This window comes from Rhodococcus phenolicus (assembly GCF_001646785.1).
Lineage (GTDB): Bacteria > Actinomycetota > Actinomycetes > Mycobacteriales > Mycobacteriaceae > Rhodococcus > Rhodococcus phenolicus.
In genome coordinates this window covers 18,165-34,516 of sequence record NZ_LRRH01000039.1, presented here as the reverse complement: position 1 = coordinate 34,516, position 16,352 = coordinate 18,165, and the positions used below count along the sequence as shown (strand labels likewise).

15 protein-coding genes are annotated in these 16,352 nt (G+C 70.2%); 13 read left to right on the top strand and 2 right to left on the bottom strand.

Annotation, left to right across the window (positions count from 1 at the left end; genetic code table 11):
* The first annotated feature begins 4 nt into the window (after window positions 1–4).
* Both A8G15_RS12255 and A8G15_RS12250 read left to right on the top strand, forming a co-directional pair.
* On the top strand, window positions 5–817 hold the full coding sequence (locus tag A8G15_RS12255) for a mycofactocin-coupled SDR family oxidoreductase (RefSeq protein WP_068159428.1): 813 nt from the start codon (window positions 5–7) through the stop codon (window positions 815–817).
* A gap of 3 nt (window positions 818–820) precedes the next feature.
* Window positions 821–2,779, top strand: coding sequence for a mycofactocin system FadH/OYE family oxidoreductase 2 (locus A8G15_RS12250; RefSeq protein ID WP_082899842.1), 1,959 nt, complete (start codon window positions 821–823; stop codon window positions 2,777–2,779).
* A 112-nt stretch (window positions 2,780–2,891) separates the two neighbouring features.
* Here A8G15_RS12250 and A8G15_RS29855 read toward each other — a convergent pair whose 3' ends face one another.
* The gene (locus A8G15_RS29855) at window positions 2,892–3,869 is read right to left on the bottom strand and encodes a GNAT family N-acetyltransferase (protein ID WP_082899841.1); all 978 of its coding nucleotides are present in this window, start codon (window positions 3,867–3,869) and stop codon (window positions 2,892–2,894) included.
* 69 nt (window positions 3,870–3,938) lie between these two features.
* Here A8G15_RS29855 and A8G15_RS12240 point away from each other — a divergent pair, with 69 nt between their 5' ends.
* The 10 genes from A8G15_RS12240 to eutC all read left to right on the top strand — a co-directional run bounded on the left by A8G15_RS12240 (window position 3,939) and on the right by eutC (window position 14,486).
* On the top strand, window positions 3,939–4,502 hold the full coding sequence (locus A8G15_RS12240) for a CGNR zinc finger domain-containing protein (RefSeq protein ID WP_082899840.1): 564 nt from the start codon (window positions 3,939–3,941) through the stop codon (window positions 4,500–4,502).
* Window positions 4,502–4,933: an SRPBCC family protein gene (locus A8G15_RS12235; protein ID WP_068159427.1), complete on the top strand. Its 432-nt coding sequence runs from the start codon at window positions 4,502–4,504 to the stop codon at window positions 4,931–4,933. The genes A8G15_RS12240 and A8G15_RS12235 overlap by 1 nt, the downstream gene beginning before the upstream one ends.
* A 10-nt stretch (window positions 4,934–4,943) precedes the next feature.
* On the top strand, window positions 4,944–5,630 hold the full coding sequence (mftE, locus tag A8G15_RS12230; RefSeq protein WP_068159425.1) for a mycofactocin biosynthesis peptidyl-dipeptidase MftE: 687 nt from the start codon (window positions 4,944–4,946) through the stop codon (window positions 5,628–5,630).
* Entirely contained in the window at window positions 5,627–7,039 is a 1,413-nt protein-coding gene (gene mftF, locus A8G15_RS12225) for a mycofactocin biosynthesis glycosyltransferase MftF (protein WP_068159422.1), read from the top strand. The genes mftE and mftF overlap by 4 nt, the downstream gene beginning before the upstream one ends.
* Before the next feature lies 1 nt (window position 7,040).
* Complete coding sequence (gene mftG, locus A8G15_RS12220) at window positions 7,041–8,519, top strand: mycofactocin dehydrogenase MftG (protein WP_082899838.1); 1,479 nt, start codon at window positions 7,041–7,043, stop codon at window positions 8,517–8,519.
* A gap of 36 nt (window positions 8,520–8,555) precedes the next feature.
* Window positions 8,556–9,848: a sigma-54-dependent transcriptional regulator family protein gene (locus A8G15_RS12215; RefSeq protein ID WP_068159420.1), complete on the top strand. Its 1,293-nt coding sequence runs from the start codon at window positions 8,556–8,558 to the stop codon at window positions 9,846–9,848.
* A gap of 102 nt (window positions 9,849–9,950) precedes the next feature.
* A complete protein-coding gene (gene exaC / locus A8G15_RS12210; protein ID WP_068159418.1) occupies window positions 9,951–11,474 on the top strand; it encodes an acetaldehyde dehydrogenase ExaC in 1,524 nt (507 codons plus the stop codon).
* Between the two features lie 186 nt (window positions 11,475–11,660).
* Window positions 11,661–12,197: a DUF779 domain-containing protein gene (locus tag A8G15_RS12205; RefSeq protein WP_068159416.1), complete on the top strand. Its 537-nt coding sequence runs from the start codon at window positions 11,661–11,663 to the stop codon at window positions 12,195–12,197.
* A 109-nt stretch (window positions 12,198–12,306) separates the two neighbouring features.
* The gene (locus A8G15_RS12200) at window positions 12,307–13,722 is read left to right on the top strand and encodes an ethanolamine ammonia-lyase subunit EutB (RefSeq protein ID WP_068159414.1); all 1,416 of its coding nucleotides are present in this window, start codon (window positions 12,307–12,309) and stop codon (window positions 13,720–13,722) included.
* Entirely contained in the window at window positions 13,719–14,486 is a 768-nt protein-coding gene (gene eutC, locus A8G15_RS12195; RefSeq protein ID WP_068159413.1) for an ethanolamine ammonia-lyase subunit EutC, read from the top strand. Before A8G15_RS12200 ends, eutC begins: the two co-directional genes overlap by 4 nt.
* On the opposite strand, the gene A8G15_RS12190 is transcribed toward eutC, so the two are convergent.
* Window positions 14,469–15,491, bottom strand: coding sequence for an ABC transporter substrate-binding protein (locus A8G15_RS12190; RefSeq protein ID WP_068159412.1), 1,023 nt, complete (start codon window positions 15,489–15,491; stop codon window positions 14,469–14,471). The two genes, eutC and A8G15_RS12190, sit on opposite strands and share 18 nt — an antisense overlap.
* A gap of 155 nt (window positions 15,492–15,646) precedes the next feature.
* Between A8G15_RS12190 and A8G15_RS12185 the strand changes: the two genes are divergently transcribed.
* A complete protein-coding gene (locus A8G15_RS12185; RefSeq protein ID WP_068159574.1) occupies window positions 15,647–16,195 on the top strand; it encodes a hypothetical protein in 549 nt (182 codons plus the stop codon).
* Window positions 16,196–16,352: the final 157 nt, after the last annotated feature.

The window sequence follows — 16,352 nt, the reverse complement described above, 5'->3', positions numbered from 1 at the left end:
CCACATGGGCGAGTTCGACGGCAAGGTCGTTTTCATCACCGGCATCGCGCGCGGGCAGGGCCGCAACCATGCGTTGCGCTTCGCACGCGAGGGTGCCTCGATCATCGGCGTCGACATCGCCAGGCCCGTGTCGAAGTACATCAGCTACGAGCAGGCCACCGAGGACGACTTCCACGAGACGGTACGGCTCGTCGAGGAAGCCGGCGGCAAGATCCTCGCCCGGATCGCCGACGTCCGCGACAGTGACGCGCTCAGGGCCGTCGTCGACGAGGGGGTCGCCCAGTTCGGCCGCCTCGACGTCGTCGTCGCCAACGCGGGCATCTGCTCGTGGAACCGCTTCTGGGAGATGCCGGACGACCAGTTCGAGGAACTGATCGACATCAACCTCACCGGTGTGTTCAAGACCCTCAAGGCGGCGACCCCCGCGATGATCGAGGCCGGCAACGGCGGATCGATCATCCTCGTCAGCTCGGTCGCGGGGCTCAAGGCCATGCCCGGCCAGATCAACTACGCGGCGGCGAAGTTCGGACTCGTCGGTATGACGCAGACGGCGGCAAAGGAACTGGGCGAGTACCGTATCCGCGTCAACTCGATCCACCCGTACGGCGTGAACACACCGATGGGCACCGATCCGGGCGCGCTGCAGATGTTCGAGAAGTACCCGCACTGGCTGCCCAATTTCGCGCCGATCCTCACCGAGAAGCCCATCGCCGACCCCGACGACACGTCCGACGCGGTGCTGTTCCTCGCCGGCGACCGTGCCAAGACCATCACCGGAAGCCAGATGGCGCTCGACCAAGGCAACTCGAAGGTCTGACCGGTGCCGCGCGACGTGACCGGCGCCGAGCCGCACGAACCGTTGCGGCTCGGCCCGGTCACGCTGCGCAACCGCATCGTCTTCCCCGCGCACCTGACGAACTTCGCCGTCGACGGCGAGATCACCGACCGGCACATCGCCTACTACGTCGCGCGGGCCCGCGGGGGAGCGGCGATGATCGTCACCGAGGAGCACACGGTGCACCCCTCGGATCGGCCGTACGAGAAGCTGATCCGTGGCTGGGACCCGGACGTGCTGCCCGGATACCGGCGTCTCACCGACGCGGTACGCGCCCACGACACCCGAATTCTCGCCCAGCTCAACCACAACGGCGCGCAAGGCACCGGCATGTACACCGGCCGGCCGCTGTGGGCGCCCGCACCGGACCCGGACCCGCTGTTCCGTGAGGTGCCCGTCGCCATCGGCGAACGGGAGATCGGTGAACTCGTCGCGGGCTATGCGGACGTCGCCCGCCGCTGCGCGGACGGCGGGTTCGACGGCGTCGAGATCCAGTGTTCGCAGGCGTCGATCCTGCGCGCGTTCCTCGCTCCCGGCACCAACCCGCGCACCGACGGCTACGGTGGCGACCGTGACCGCCGTGCCAGGTTGCTGCTCGACATCGTCACCGCGGTGCGCGCGGCGATCGGCCCCGGGCTCGTCCTCGGGGTCCGGCTCAGCGGGCACGACGGAACACCCGGCGGACTCGGCATCGACGACGCCGTGCACGTCGCGCGGTTGCTGGAGGCGACCGGAACCGTCGACTACCTGAGCACGTCCGTCGGAGTCGCCACCGAAACCCTGCATCTCGTCGAGGCCCCCATGTCCACACCACACGGCTATTCGCTGTTCGTGCCGGATGCCATCGGTGCCGCTGTCGACCTGCCCGTGGTCGGGGTCGGCCGGTTCACGACCCCGGATCAGGTCCGGGACGCCCTGACCGACGGGGTCTGCGATCTCGTCGGGGCGGTGCGCGCCCACATCGCCGACCCCGGGTTCGCGGGCAAGACCCTCGGCGGTCGCGGCGACGAGATCCGCCCGTGCATCGGCTGCAATCAGGACTGCATCGGCCGCGTCGGGCTGGGGCGTCCGATCGGGTGCGCGGTCAACCCGCACGCCGGCTACGAGGAGATTCCGTTGCCCGCCCCGGCCGTGCCCGCGCGTGTCCTCGTGGTCGGCGCGGGACCGGCGGGTCTGCAGGCCGCCGTGACCGCCGCACAGCGCGGGCACACCGTCACGGTCCTCGAACGGGAAACCCTGCCGGGCGGTCAGATTCGTTCTGCGGCGACCGCCCCGCACCGCGGCGAGCTGATCGGCGCGGTGGCCGCTCTCGAGGCCGAGTGTCGCCGGCTCGGCGTCGAGATCCGCACGGGCGCCGACGCCGCCGCCGCGACAGTCCGGGCGCACCGGCCGGACGCGGTCGTCGTGGCCACCGGCGCCCGGCCCCGACGGCCGGACTGGGCGGGGACCTCACGTCGGGTCGTCGATGTGCGCGACGTGCTCGACGGTCACGCCGAACCGGCCGGGCGGGTGCTCGTCGTCGACGACCTCGGGTTCCACCAGGCGACGTCGGTCGCCGAACTGCTCGCCGACCGCGGGTGCGTGGTCACGGTGTGCACCAGCGGCATGATCGTCGGACAGGACCTCGGCCTCACCCTGGAAATGAACGGCTGGATCCGGCGCGCCCACGACAAGGGCATCGACCAGGTGACCGACGTGGTGGTCGCTGCGGTCGCGGAGACCGGCGACGGCGTCGAGGTGACCCTGCTGAATCACCTCACCGGCGAAACCAGCTGCTGCACTGTCGATCACGTCGTCGTTGCGACGCATCAGGAACCGGTGGACGAGCTGTGGCACGAGTTGCACGGTGAGAATTTCCGGTTGATCTGCGTCGGCGATGCGGTGACGCCACGACGGCTGGACTCGGCGATCATCGAGGGGATGCGCGCGGCCGCCGCGCTGTGACGACGACCCCGGGAACCGGTCCCGTCGAGGTCCTGACAAACTCATCCGCGTGGTCCCCGGTCGTCCGCTCGTGCACACGGGCCGGCGGCCGGGCGGATGCCTTCCGGCCGGTCTAGAGCTCGCGTCGCATCGCCGCCCGCGGCCACCGGTCCAGGCCGTGGCGCGCCTCGGCCGCCCGGATCTCCCGGAGCTCCGGGGTGAGGTGCGCGTCGTCGACGACGCGGAACCCGAGTCGGGCGTAGTACGGCCCGTTCCACGGCACGTCGACGTAGGTGGTGAGGGTCATCGCGTCGTGGCCGTGGTCGCGGGCCCACCTCACGGCGTGCTCGAGGAGCATCCTTCCGATACCGGCGCGCGCGTGGTCGGGATGCACCGACACCTGCTCGACGTGGGCGTTGCCGTCGACGACATCGGCGAGCAGATAACCGTCCGGCCGGTTCTCCGAATCGAGATGTACCCAGGCACGTCCGGCATCGCAGTAGTGCTGCAGTTCCTCGATGCTCGGCGGCTCGTCGTCGGCGACCGCTGTCATGCCGAGGTCTGCGAACGGTGCGCCCGCGGCCCGTTCGATGTCCTGGAGGAGCGGCAGATCCGAGGAGGTGGCCAGGCGCAGTGGCGGCAGGAGTTTGCTGTAGTAGCGCGCGAAATCGGTGTACGCGTACCGGCCGTACCGCTCGGACATCGGGGTGTACCCGCACGACTCGTACAGGGCGATCGCCTCGGGTTGCGCGGTACCGGTTTCGAGGACGGTCCGGCGGCGCCCGGCATCGGTGGCGGTGCGTTCGAGGGCGCCGAGGATACGGCGGGCGAACCCGCGGCGGCGCGTCGTGTCCCGCACGTACATGCGTTTGATCTCGGCGTCGTCGGCGCGGATACCGGGGTAGGAGGAGTCGAGGGTGCGCCAGCCGCCGATGCCGACGGGGCATCCGTCGTCGCATGCGAGCAGGAAGGTGCCGCGGGGTGCGACGAACTCGTCCGGGAGCAGGGCGTTGTCGGCTTGGCCGCCGTAGCGGTGGACGTATTCGAGTTGCAGTTCGCCGAGAAGTTCGAGGACAGCCGGATCGTCGAGGCTGCGCGGTTCGATCAGCACGGGGGCAGCCTACGCGTCGTGTTCACCCGAACATGTTGCGCAATCGCTGTAACCATCTAAGGTGGTTACATGGTGATGCTCCGATCGTCCGACGGAATCGACTTCGAGGTCGACTCCGGATCCCTGTGCGTCGACTTCGTCTACACCGGCGGCGTGGAGGAGCGTGCGCGCTGGGAGTCGCTCCACACGCCCGACGACCTCGCGCACTGGATCGCCACCCGGACGGGCGTGCCGGTCGTCGACGTCCGCGTCGGTCCACACGATCTCGCGCAGGCCAAGGACGTTCGGGAAGCAGTGTGGCGCAGCCTGAATCGGTGCATCGACGGCCACGAGCCGAGTGGTACGGACACCACGACCCTCGACGACGCCGCCGCCCGGCCGGACATCGCGCCGCAGTTCGGGACGCCCGGTGTGGTCGTGCCGATCACCGGCGACCGAGCACTGTCGACGCTCGCCCGCGACGCCGTCGACCTGCTCACCGGTCCGCGCGCCGCCAGGGTCAAACGGTGCGCCGCCGACGACTGCGCGCTCGTCTTCGTCGACACCTCGCGCGCCGGCAGCCGCCGGTGGTGCTCGATGGCCCGGTGCGGCAACCGGGACAAGGTCCGCGCACATCGAAGGAAGGAGAACTGATGACCCACTCCGGAGCCGGCGCCGTCGGCAGAACCAAGGACGCCGGCTGGCAGATCGGTGTCTCGAAGACACTGCCGTACCCGGTCGACACGGTCTGGTCGGTGATCGTCGGCGAACCGAGCCACTGGCTCGGCACCGCCGCGGTGATCCCGCGCGAGAAGGGGGAGCAGTGGCAGTCCGACGACGGCACCACCGGGGAGCTGCGCAGCCGACGCGAGGGCGACCGGGTGCGCCTGACCTGGCGTCCGCCCGGGTGGAGTCATGACACCACGGTGCAGGTGGCGGTGCAGGCGACCGCCACCGGGACAGTCCTGAGATTCCACCAGGAACGCCTCGCCGGCCCCGATGAACGGCAGCGGCAGCGCAGCCACTGGCAGGCGGCACTGGCCCGGATCGAACGCGCGCTCGAACAGGAGAGCGGCACCGCATAACATCGGGCCGGTGAAACGGAACCTCGACACCGCCCGCTGGCCGGACATCGCGCCGGGACACGCGACCGTCGCCGTTCCGGTCGGCGCCTTCGAGCAGCACGGGCCGCACCTGCCGCTCGACACCGACACGCGCATCGCCACCGCCGTCGCCGCAGCCCTGCCCGGCGTCGCGCTCGCCGCGCCGCTGGCCTACGGAGCCAGTGGCGAACACGAGGCGTTCGCGGGCACCGTCTCGATCGGCGCCGAGGTCATGGAATCCCTGCTCGTCGAGTACGGCCGATCGGTGTGCCGGTGGGCCGCGCGCGTCGTGTTCGTCAACGGACACGGCGGCAACGCCCAGGCTCTCGCGAAAGCGGTTGCCCTGCTGCGCTACGAAGGCCGGGACGCGGCGTGGCTGCCGTGCGCGGTTCCGGGCGGCGACGCGCACGCCGGCGACACCGAGACCAGTCTGCTGCTGCATCTGGCCCCCGAGGTCGTCGCGATGGAGCACGCCGAGGCGGGTTCGACGGAATCCATCGCGACTCTGCTGCCCCGATTGCGCGAGGGCGGTATCGTCGCCGTGTCGGCGAACGGGGTACTGGGCGACCCGACGGCCGCCAGCGCGGAACGGGGCGCCCGGATGTTCGCAGACCTGGTCGAACGTGCGACTGCACAGGTTGCCCGCTGGCAGCCCGGTGCAGAGGGGAGACTCCGGTGACACAGGGCGGCGCATCGACGCGCACTCCGACGTCGCGACTGCCCGACGGCTTCGGTGTCCGGATCGACCCGCGCGTGCGGGCGTTCTCCGACGGCCGCGTCCTCATCGGCGGGTCGCCGACCCGCATGCTCAAACTCGCGCCCGCTGCGGCGGCCATGCTCGACGACGGTTACCTGAGAGTCGTGGACTCCCGGACTGCGGTGGTGGCTCGCCGGCTCCTCGACTCGGGGGTCGGCAACCCCCGGCCCACTGCCCTGCCCTCGACCGCGGACGTGACCGTCGTGATCCCGGCGAAGGACAACCCGGACGGGCTGGCCCGCGTGCTGAAGGCGCTCGAGTCGATCCGGGTGATCGTCGTCGACGACGGCTCCGCGATGCCCTTCGTCGCACCCACGACCGGGCAGGTGACGGTCCTGCGTCACGAGAGGTCGCGGGGGCCGGCGGCGGCACGTAACACCGGAATGCGCTCGGCAACAACACCGTTCGTTGCCTTTCTGGATTCCGATGTGGTGCCGCGCATCGGTTGGCTCGAAGCGATTCTCGGGCACTTCACGGATCCCGCGGTCGCGCTCGTCGCGCCGCGTATCGTCGCGCTGGACCCGGACAGTGCCCCGCTCGCCCGCTACGAACATGCGCGGTCGTCGCTGGATCTCGGTCGCCGTGAAGCCGCGGTGGTCGCGGGCAGCCCGGTCGCGTACGTGCCCAGCGCCGCGATGGTCGTACGCCGGGAGGTGCTGGTCGAACTCGACGGGTTCGACGAGTCCATGCACGTCGCGGAAGATGTCGACCTGTGCTGGCGCCTACAGCAGTCCGGCTGGCGGTTGCGTTACGAGCCGGTCGCGCGGGTCGCCCACGACCATCGGATCGGTTTCCGGAAGTGGTTCACCCGCAAGGCTTTCTACGGGACCGGTGCCGCCCCGCTCGCGGCCCGGCATTCCGGTTCGGTCGCTCCGATGGTGATGTCGGTGTGGACGTTGTTCGCGTGCGTCGCCGCCGCAACCTGCACCCGGATCGGCGTGATCGGCTCCGCGGTCTCGCTGGTCGTGACCCTGTTGCGGCTGCGGCGCATGTTCTCCGAACTCGACCAGCCCACCCGCATCGCCGCGGTACTCACCGCGCAGGGCTTCGCGGGTGGCATGTGGCAACTCGCGTCCGCCCTGTGCCGGCACTACTGGCCGGTCACGCTCGTTGCGTCGCTGTTCTCCGGACGGGTGCGCCGTGCGGTCGTGGCCTTCGCTGTCGCGGAAGGACTCTGGGACTGGTTCGGCCACCGGGAGGAGGGTGGGCTCGACCCCGCGCGCTACGTGCTCTACAAGCGCCTCGACGACCTCGCCTACGGTGCCGGGCTGTGGAAGGGCGCGCTCGACGCCCGCGATCCGGCCGCGCTGATTCCCGACATCCGGAACTGACGTGCTGCCGGCGCATGCCGACGTGGTGGTGGTCGGCGGGGGAAGCTGCGGGTCGGTGGTCGCGGCGCGAATCAGCGACGACCCGGACCGGTCCGTGCTGCTCCTGGAAGAAGGTCCCGGATATCGGTCCGTGGCCGATACTCCCCGCGAAATCCTCGATGCTGCAACCATTCCCGTTGGCCCAGGCAGTAGGTGGGCAGCGACCTTCCCGGCGCGGCCGACTCCGGAGACCGGAACGACCGTGTCGCGGGGACGCCTCCTCGGCGGTTCCGGAGCCGTCAACGGCGCCTACTTCGTGCGGGCCCGGCCCGGTGATCTCGCCCACTGGCCGGCGTCGTGGTCGTACGACGAGGTGCTCGCCGACTTCCGCGCCGTGGAAACCGACACCGACTTCCCCGGTGACCTGCACGGCAGCGACGGTCCCGTGCCGGTCGCCCGGGTCCCGTGGGATCGGCTGCACCCGGTGTCCGCCGCGTTCCACCGGACCGCCGTCTCGGCCGGATTCGCGACCGTCGACGATCTCAACGCCCCCGGTCCCGACGGTGTCGGCCGTGTCCCGCTGAACATCCGCGACGGGATGCGCGTCGGTCCTGCGCTCGCGTATCTGCTGCCGGTGCTGCACCGGCCGAACCTCACCGTGACCACCGGCACCGAGGTACTGCGTGTCGTCGTGGCGAACGGTCGCGCGGTGGCGGTGAAGGTCGCGGAGGGGACCGGCGCCCGCACGATCACTGCCGACCACGTCGTGGTCTGCGCGGGCGCCGTGCGCTCGCCGCAGCTTCTGATGCTCTCCGGGATCGGACCCGCCGACGAGCTGAGGCGGATCGGAATCACATTGCAGCACAACCTGTCCGGGGTCGGCCGGGACTTCACCGACCATCCCGAGGTCGCGATCGGGTACCGCTACCGCCGCGATGTGCCCACTGGGTCGCCCCTGCTCGAGACGGTCCTGCACACCGGCACTCTCGAGTTGCGGCCCTACACCGTGCCGTTCGGCGCGGCGATTCCCGGAAGCGGCGTCGCCGACCCGGTGTTCGGCGTCGTGCTCACCCGGCCCCGCAGTCGTGGCCGAATCGTGCTCGATCGCGCCGATCCCCGGTCCGCGCCCGTCCTGGACTATCGGTATCTCGGGCATCCGCAGGATCGCGCCGACCTGCGCGAGGGCGTCCGCCTCGCATCGAACATGCTCGCCGCGATGACCGACCTCGTCGACGCGAGCGGTCTCACCACGACTCTCGGGACGTCGCTGCACCTGTCCGGTACGTGCCGGATGGGCGACGACGAGGGAGCGGTCGTCGACGAGCGGTGCCGGGTCCGCGGCATCGACGGCCTGAGCGTCGTCGACACCTCCGTGTTCCCCGAGGTGCCGAGCCGGGGCCCTCACGCGACCGCCGTGATGCTCGCCCACCGCTTCGGTGTGTCTTTGTGGCGGTCGGAGGCGCCACGAAGGCACACCAGGCGCTTTACACCACCGGTGTGATCGGGACTACAGTGTCGGCAAGGAGGACGCCGGTAGATGACCGAACGAACGAGCCCGTCGGCGAACCCCTGGGTGGCGCTGCGACCCGGGGACGACGCCGCCGCACACGCGTTGCGCATGTCCTCCGCTCACCGGTCCTTCCTGGATGCGCGTGAGGACACCGCGACGGTCCGCTCGGTCGTGCGCGACTCGTGGCTGCGCAGCGTCCAACGCGGTATCGACCCGGACTCCGTGGATCAGCCGAGTCTGCTCGCCGGCATCGATCTCGAGGAGTACCGCTCGGGACACCCGATGGCGCTGATCCGGCCCGTGGTGCGCAAACTCCTCGTCGAGGACGCTGCCGACGGTGGCCTGCTCGTCGCGATCAGCGACGAACGCGGGCGGTTGCTGTGGGTCGAGGGCGATCACTCCGCCCGGGACCGGGCCGTGTCGATGAGCTTCGTCGAAGGCGCCGACTGGAGCGAAGACCACGTCGGAACCAACGCTCCCGGAACGGCTCTGGCGCTGGATCATTCGGTGCAGATCTTCGCTGCCGAACATTTCAACCGCACCGTGCACGAGTGGAGTTGTTCGGCGGCGCCGGTGCACGATCCGGTCAGCGGTCGCATCCTCGGCGCCATCGACATCACCGGTGGCCCGCGCGTGGCCGTGCCGGAAGTGCTGCAACTCGTCCGCGCGACCGTGGCCGCCGCCGAAGCCGAACTGCGGCTGCACCTCGTCAGCGCTCCGCACCTGCTGACGGGGTCGGTGCCCCGGCTCGAGACGTTCGGGTCGGGCCGGCCGATGCTGCATCGCGACGGCCAGCGCATTCCGTTGTCGCAGCGGCACGCCGAGATCCTGCTCCTGCTCGCCGATCATCCGGAAGGTCTCGGCGCCGACCGGCTCGCGGTCCTGCTCGACGAAGGCGAACTCGACTCGGTGACGATCCGCGCCGAGATGTCGCGGCTGCGCAAGGCCTTCGGCTCGGACCGTGTGGGATCGCGTCCGTACCGGTTGCTCGGTGATCTCGTCACCGACGTCGCGGACGTGCGCGGCGCTCTCGACCGCGGCGACACCGCGACGGCCGTGCGGCTCTACACCGGGCCGGTACTGCCCGGGTCGGCCGCACCCGGCGTCGAGGAGATCCGCGACGAACTGCGCACCCGGATGCAGGCGGCACTGCTGCGCACCGGCGACGCACACCTGCTGGCGCGGTGGACCACGTCGGTGCACGGTCGCGCCGACCTCGCCGCCTGGTCCGCGTACCTCACCACCCTCGATCCGAATTCGGCGATGTATGCGCAGGTCAAGGCCAAAGTGGATCTGTTGGATCGGCAACTCGCAACGTAGTTGCAACCCCGGCGCTCCTAGTGTTCCGGATCACACCCCGCAAGGGGGATGACCCGATCGCCCCGCACACGTGCGGCCCGACGACACGCAGGAGAGCCACCGATGACCGTGTACGCCCGCCCCGGTTCACCCGACGCCCTGATGTCCTTCCAGTCCCGGTACGACAACTGGATCGGCGGCCAGTGGGTCGCGCCGGTCAAGGGGCAGTACTTCGAGAACGTCACCCCCGTCACCGGGCAGCCGTTCACCGAGGTCGCCAGGTCCACCGAGGAGGACATCGAACTCGCGCTCGACGGCGCGCACGCCGCTGCCCCGGCGTGGGGCAAGACCTCGGTCGCGGAGCGCGCGGTGATCCTCAACAAGATCGCCGACCGTATCGAGGAGAACCTCGAGTCGATCGCGCTCGCCGAGTCGTGGGACAACGGCAAGCCGATCCGCGAGACCCTCAACGCGGACATTCCGCTCGCGGTCGACCACTTCCGTTACTTCGCGGGAGCCATTCGCGCGCAGGAAGGTTCGATCTCGGAGATCAACTCCGAGACGGTCGCATACCACTTCCACGAGCCGCTCGGCGTCGTCGGCCAGATCATCCCGTGGAACTTCCCGATCCTCATGGCCGTGTGGAAGCTCGCCCCTGCGCTCGCCGCCGGGAACGCGGTCGTCCTCAAGCCGGCCGAGCAGACCCCGGCGTCGATCCTGTACCTGATCTCGGTCATCGGTGACCTGCTGCCCCCGGGGGTGGTGAACATCGTCAACGGTTTCGGTGTCGAAGCGGGCAAGCCGCTCGCGTCGAGCCCGCGCATCCGCAAGATCGCGTTCACCGGCGAAACCACCACCGGGCGCCTGATCATGCAGTACGCGTCGCAGAACCTGATCCCGGTCACCCTCGAGCTCGGCGGCAAGAGCCCGAACATCTTCTTCTCCGATGTTCTCTCGGCGAACGACGACTACCAGGACAAGGCGCTCGAGGGCTTCACGATGTTCGCGCTCAACCAGGGCGAGGTGTGCACCTGCCCGTCCCGCGCGCTCATTCAGCAGGACATCTTCGACGATTTCCTCTCGCTCGCCGCGGTCCGCACGAAGGCGGTCCGTCAGGGCAACCCGCTCGACACCGACACGATGATCGGTGCGCAGGCCTCCAACGACCAGCTCGAGAAGATCCTCTCCTACATCGAGATCGGCAAGAACGAGGGCGCCACCGTCATCACCGGTGGTGAACGCGCCGACCTCGGCGGCGACCTGTCCGGCGGCTACTACGTGCAGCCGACTGTGTTCAGCGGCAACAACACCATGCGGATCTTCCAGGAGGAGATCTTCGGTCCCGTCGTGTCGGTCACCTCGTTCAGCGATTTCGACGACGCGATCTCCATCGCCAACGACACCCTCTACGGGCTCGGTGCCGGCGTGTGGTCCCGCGACGGCGGCGTCGCCTACCGGGCCGGTCGCGCCATCCAGGCCGGCCGTGTGTGGACGAACACCTACCACCAGTACCCGGCGCACGCGGCGTTCGGCGGCTACAAGCAGTCCGGTATCGGCCGCGAGAACCACCACATGATGCTCGACCACTACCAGCAGACGAAGAACCTCCTGGTGTCCTACGCGCCGAAGGCCCAGGGCTTCTTCTGATCGACCGCCCATCCACCTGCCCGCGCACCGGGTTTCCCGCCCGCGCACCGGGTTTCCCGAGCGAATGTATCGTTCCGTCGGTTGAAGGAGACGAGGGATACATTCGCTCGGGAACGGGTGGTGGTGGGTAGCGAACGGGTGGTGGGCAGCGAACAACGTAGGGAAACGTCAGAAGGGAATGCACACATGCCCGCTCCGCCGCGCGTCGTCGCGACCGCCGACACCGTCGCCCTTCTGCGACGCCTCACCGATCGCCACGGGGCGTTGATGATGCACCAGTCCGGCGGCTGCTGTGACGGTTCGGCGCCGATGTGTTACCCGGACGGCGAGTTCATCATCGGTGACCGCGACGTGCTGCTCGGTGTGCTCGACCTCCGGCTCGGCGTGGGCGATACCGCCCCCGACCTTCCCGATGGCCGCGATGCCGTGCCGGTGTGGATCTCCGGTTCCCAGTTCGAGGCGTGGAAGCACACCAGGCTCGTGCTCGACGTCGTCCCGGGCCGGGGCTCGGGGTTCAGCGTCGAAGCACCCGAGGGGGTCCGGTTCCTCAGCCGCGGCGTCGTGTTCACCGACGACGAGAACACCGCACTCTCCGGCGTACCGCTGCTGCTCGGCAGGGACTGGGAGGCGGGCATCCGCCCCGATCCGGCGGCCGAGCCGACCGTCACCGCCGACGCCGCCGACGCCTGCCCGGTGCCCCCCGGGCGAAACGCCACCTCGTAACCGATCCGTGACCGCGTGCTGACGCGGCGGGTACCGGACGTCCGTACGGTGAGGGCGCGGCGGCACCGACGGGGCCGTCGGCCCGACGAGGCGGAGGACCGGACCGGACGTGACGATCTACACCCAGCAACTCGCCGGCACGACCTACCGCTTCGACGGGCTCGTCGACCTGCTCGCCAAGGCCACCCCGTTGCGTTCCGGCGACGAACTGGCCGGGTGCGCAGCAGAATCCGACGCCGAGCGCGCCGCCGCACAGTGGGCGCTCGCCGACGTCCCGCTCGACAGGTTCCTCGCCGAGCCGGTGGTGCCGTACGAGTCGGACGAGGTCACCCGGCTGATCCTCGACAGGCACGACCGCGATGCGTTCCACGGCGTGGCGTCCCTGACGGTCGGCGGCCTGCGCGACCGGTTGCTCGACATCGCGGCGCGACCCGACGCCGCTGCCGTCCTGGATGCGCTCGCGCCGGGTCTCACGCCCGAAATGGTGGCCGCGGTCAGCAAACTCATGAGCAACCGGGATCTGGTGGCGGTGGCGCGGGCGGTCACCGTCACCACCGCGTTCCGCACCACCGTCGGCCTGCCGGGTCGCCTCGCGACCCGCCTGCAGCCCAACCATCCGACCGACGACCCGCGTGGCATCGCCGCGGCGACCCTCGACGGGTTGCTCATGGGCTGCGGCGACGCGGTCGTCGGCGTCAACCCGGCGTCCGATTCGCCGCGGGCCACCGCGGACCTGCTGCACCTGCTCGACGAGATGCGGCAACGTTTCGAGATTCCGGTCCAGTCGTGCGTGCTCTCGCACGTGACCACGACCCTCGGGTTGATCGAGGCCGGTGCCCCGGTCGATCTGGTGTTCCAGTCGATCGCCGGCACCGAGGGCGCGAACACCGGTTTCGGGGTGGACCTGGCGCTGCTGCGGGAGGCGAACGAGGCGGGGCGCTCCCTCGGGCGCGGCACCGCCGGCGACAACGTCATGTACTTCGAGACCGGTCAGGGGTCGGCCCTGTCCGCCGGTGCGCATCTGGGCACCGGGGGCCGTCCGGTCGATCAGCAGACGCTCGAGGCCCGGGCATACGCGGTCGCGCGGGAGTTCGATCCGCTGCTGGTCAACACGGTCGTCGGATTCATCGGGCCGGAATACCTCTACGACGGCAAGCAGATCGTGCGGGCCGGTCTCGAGGACCACTTCTGCGGCAAACTGCTGGGCCTGCCGATGGGGGTGGACGTGTGCTACACCAACCATGCCGAGGCGGACCAGGACGACATGGACACCCTGCTCACGCTGCTCGGTGTGGCCGGGGTGTCGTTCGTGATCACGGTGCCCGGAGCCGACGACGTGATGCTCGGCTACCAGTCCCTCTCGTTCCACGACGCCCTGTACGTGCGGCGGGCGCTCGGGTTGCGGCCGGCCCCCGAGTTCGAGCACTGGCTGCGCGGGCTCGGCATGGCCGACGACGACGGGCGGATCCTGCCCGTCGATCCGGCCGCGTCCCCGCTGCGTGCCCTCACCGGTGGCGCGGCATGAGCGCGGGCGGGGACTTCTGGGGGCCACTGCGCGCGGCCACGCAGGCGCGCATCGGCCTGGGGCGTGTCGGCGACGGTGTCCCGACCGCGCAGTTGCTCGAATTCCGGTCCGCGCACGCCGCCGCCCGCGACGCCGTCCATCAGCCCCTCGACGTGGAAACCTTTGCCGCGCAGGTGGGCACCATCGGGATCGGTGATCCGCTGGTGGTGCGCAGCCGGGTGCGCGACCGCGGCGAGTACCTGCGACGCCCCGATCTGGGAAGGATCCCCGACGACCTCGGCGACGTTCCCGTGACCGGGGCGGACGTCGGGTTCGTTCTCGCAGACGGATTGTCCCCGCGGGCGCTGGCCGAGCACGGCACGGCGCTGGTCACCGCGATCGTCGCGGCCCTGCCACGGCATCTGACGGTGGCGCCCCCGGTGATCGCGACGGCGGCGCGGGTCGCGCTCGGCGACCACATCGGTGCCGCGCTCGGCGTGCGCACCGTGCTCGTGGTGATCGGGGAGCGCCCGGGACTGTCGGTGGCCGACAGTCTCGGCGTGTATCTCACCCACGAGCCGAGGCCGGGGCGGGTGGACGCCGAACGCAACTGTGTGTCCAACATCCACCCGCCGGTCGGTCTCGGCTACGAGGCGGCGGCGCGGGTCGTCGCGGGGCTGGTCGCCGGCGCGCGGCGGCTCGGCCGATCCGGGGTCGATCTCAAGGACACCTCCCGCGCGATCGGCCCGGGAGAGACGACCGCCGGGTCAGCCGGCGGCGAGTAGCTGTTCGAGGTCGTCGAGAACCCGCATGGCGCCGGTCGGACCGAGACCCAGGAACCACGTCTCGTCGCTGACCGCCACCGCCTGTCCGTTCCGCACCGCGCCGAGGCTCGCCCACAGCGGACCGTCGAGGACCTCGGCCTGCGCGTTCTCGGCGCCGTAGCTGGAGTAGAAGACCCAGTCGCCCTCGGCCTGGGTGATCGTTTCCGGGCTCACCTCCACGGCGAGTTCCTCGATGTTCTGGATCTCCGGGCGACGCAGGCCGGTGTCCTGCAGGATCACGCCGATGAACGACAGGTTCCCGTAGAGGCGGGTCTTGCCGGACATGAACCGCACCAGCGAGATGCTCGGATCGCCGTCGATCGACTCGCGTACCTCGTCGGCACGGCTCTGGTAGGCGTTGAGCTGCGCCTCGGCGGCTTCTTCCTCACCGAGGGCATCCGCGACGAGCAGGAAGTCCTCCTTCCACGGGAAGCCGGGGCGGATCGCGAACACGGTCGGGGCGATCGTCGACAGCTGCGGGTACAGCTTGTCCGCCCGCAGCTTGCTGCCGAGGATCAGGTCCGGCTTCAACGCGGTGATGGCCTCGAGGTCGAGGTTGTTGGTCGTGCCGACGTCGGCGACGCCCTCGAGCTTGTCGGCGAGGTAGGAGGGCTGCCCGGCAGCGCCTTCCGGGGCGGCCATGCCGACCGGGGTGATGCCCAGCGACAACACCGCGTCGAGCTCGCCGCTGTCGAGGACCACGACGCGTTCCGGCTTCGCCGGGATCTCGGTTTCGCCGAGTGCGTGGGTGACCGTGCGCGGGAACTCGCCCGGCGCCGCGTCGCTGCCGAGCTTCGCGGTCTCCTCGTCGGCGGTCGCGAACAGCCGGCCGCCGGTGGCGACCTCGGTGTTCCCGGCGGCCGAGCCACCGGCGCCGGAGTCGGTGCTGCCGCACGCGGCGAGAGTGACGGTGAGCAGGAGGGCCGCGGCGGCGAACCGGCCGCGACGGGTGGAGCGTATGCGCATGGTTGGGCAGCCTATCTTCAGAACCTCGCAGCGCAGCAGCCGTCCCCGCGCCGAGGTCGGGTTCCCCGTGACCGGACCCGGTGGGCAACAATCGAGGCACCGTCCGACCGGACGGGACGGATCCCGCCCGCGGGCCGGGCGATGAGGAGTGGGATATGGCGTTCGCAGGAAATGTCGACGAGCTGGCGCTGCTGCAGACGGTGTCGCTCAAGAAGGCCGTCACCGCGGAGGTGATCGCCGCTCACCTCGGGGTGGGGGTGAGCGCGGGGCAGGCCGCCTACGACGCGCTGATCGAGCAGGGTAAGGCCACCGAGAACCGCGGTGCCATCTCGCTGAGCGACAAGGGCCGGTCGGAGCTCGACGATCAGCTCGACGCCGAGCGGGTGTCCATCGACGAGGACTCCATCGCGGAGTTGTTCGAGCAGTTCGGAGCGCTCGACGAGGAGTTCGGCAAGCTCCTCGCGGACGTGGAGGCGGATGGCTTCGTCGACGCGCTCGTCGCGCTGGATCGTAAGGCGCAGAACGTTTTCGACGATGTCTCCGCATTCGTGCCGCGCCTGTCCCGGTATCAGGACCTGTTCGCCGAGGCGCTCGGCAAGGTCAAGGGTGGCGCCCTGACGTGGGCGACCGCGGGCAACATCGACTCCTACGCCACGGTGTGGAACGAGATGCGCGCCGAACTGGCCGGCGCCTCGGGCAACTGACGCACGGCGCCCTTCGCCGGGGCGCTGTCCTTCGTTAAGCGAACTATGTGACCCGCCTCACATACACCCCCCTTTCGGGGGTAGTGCGGAGTGAGGCGGGTCACTACCTTTCCATCCAGTCGCAGCGGACGCCGCCGCGGCCCGGACGGAAAATCAA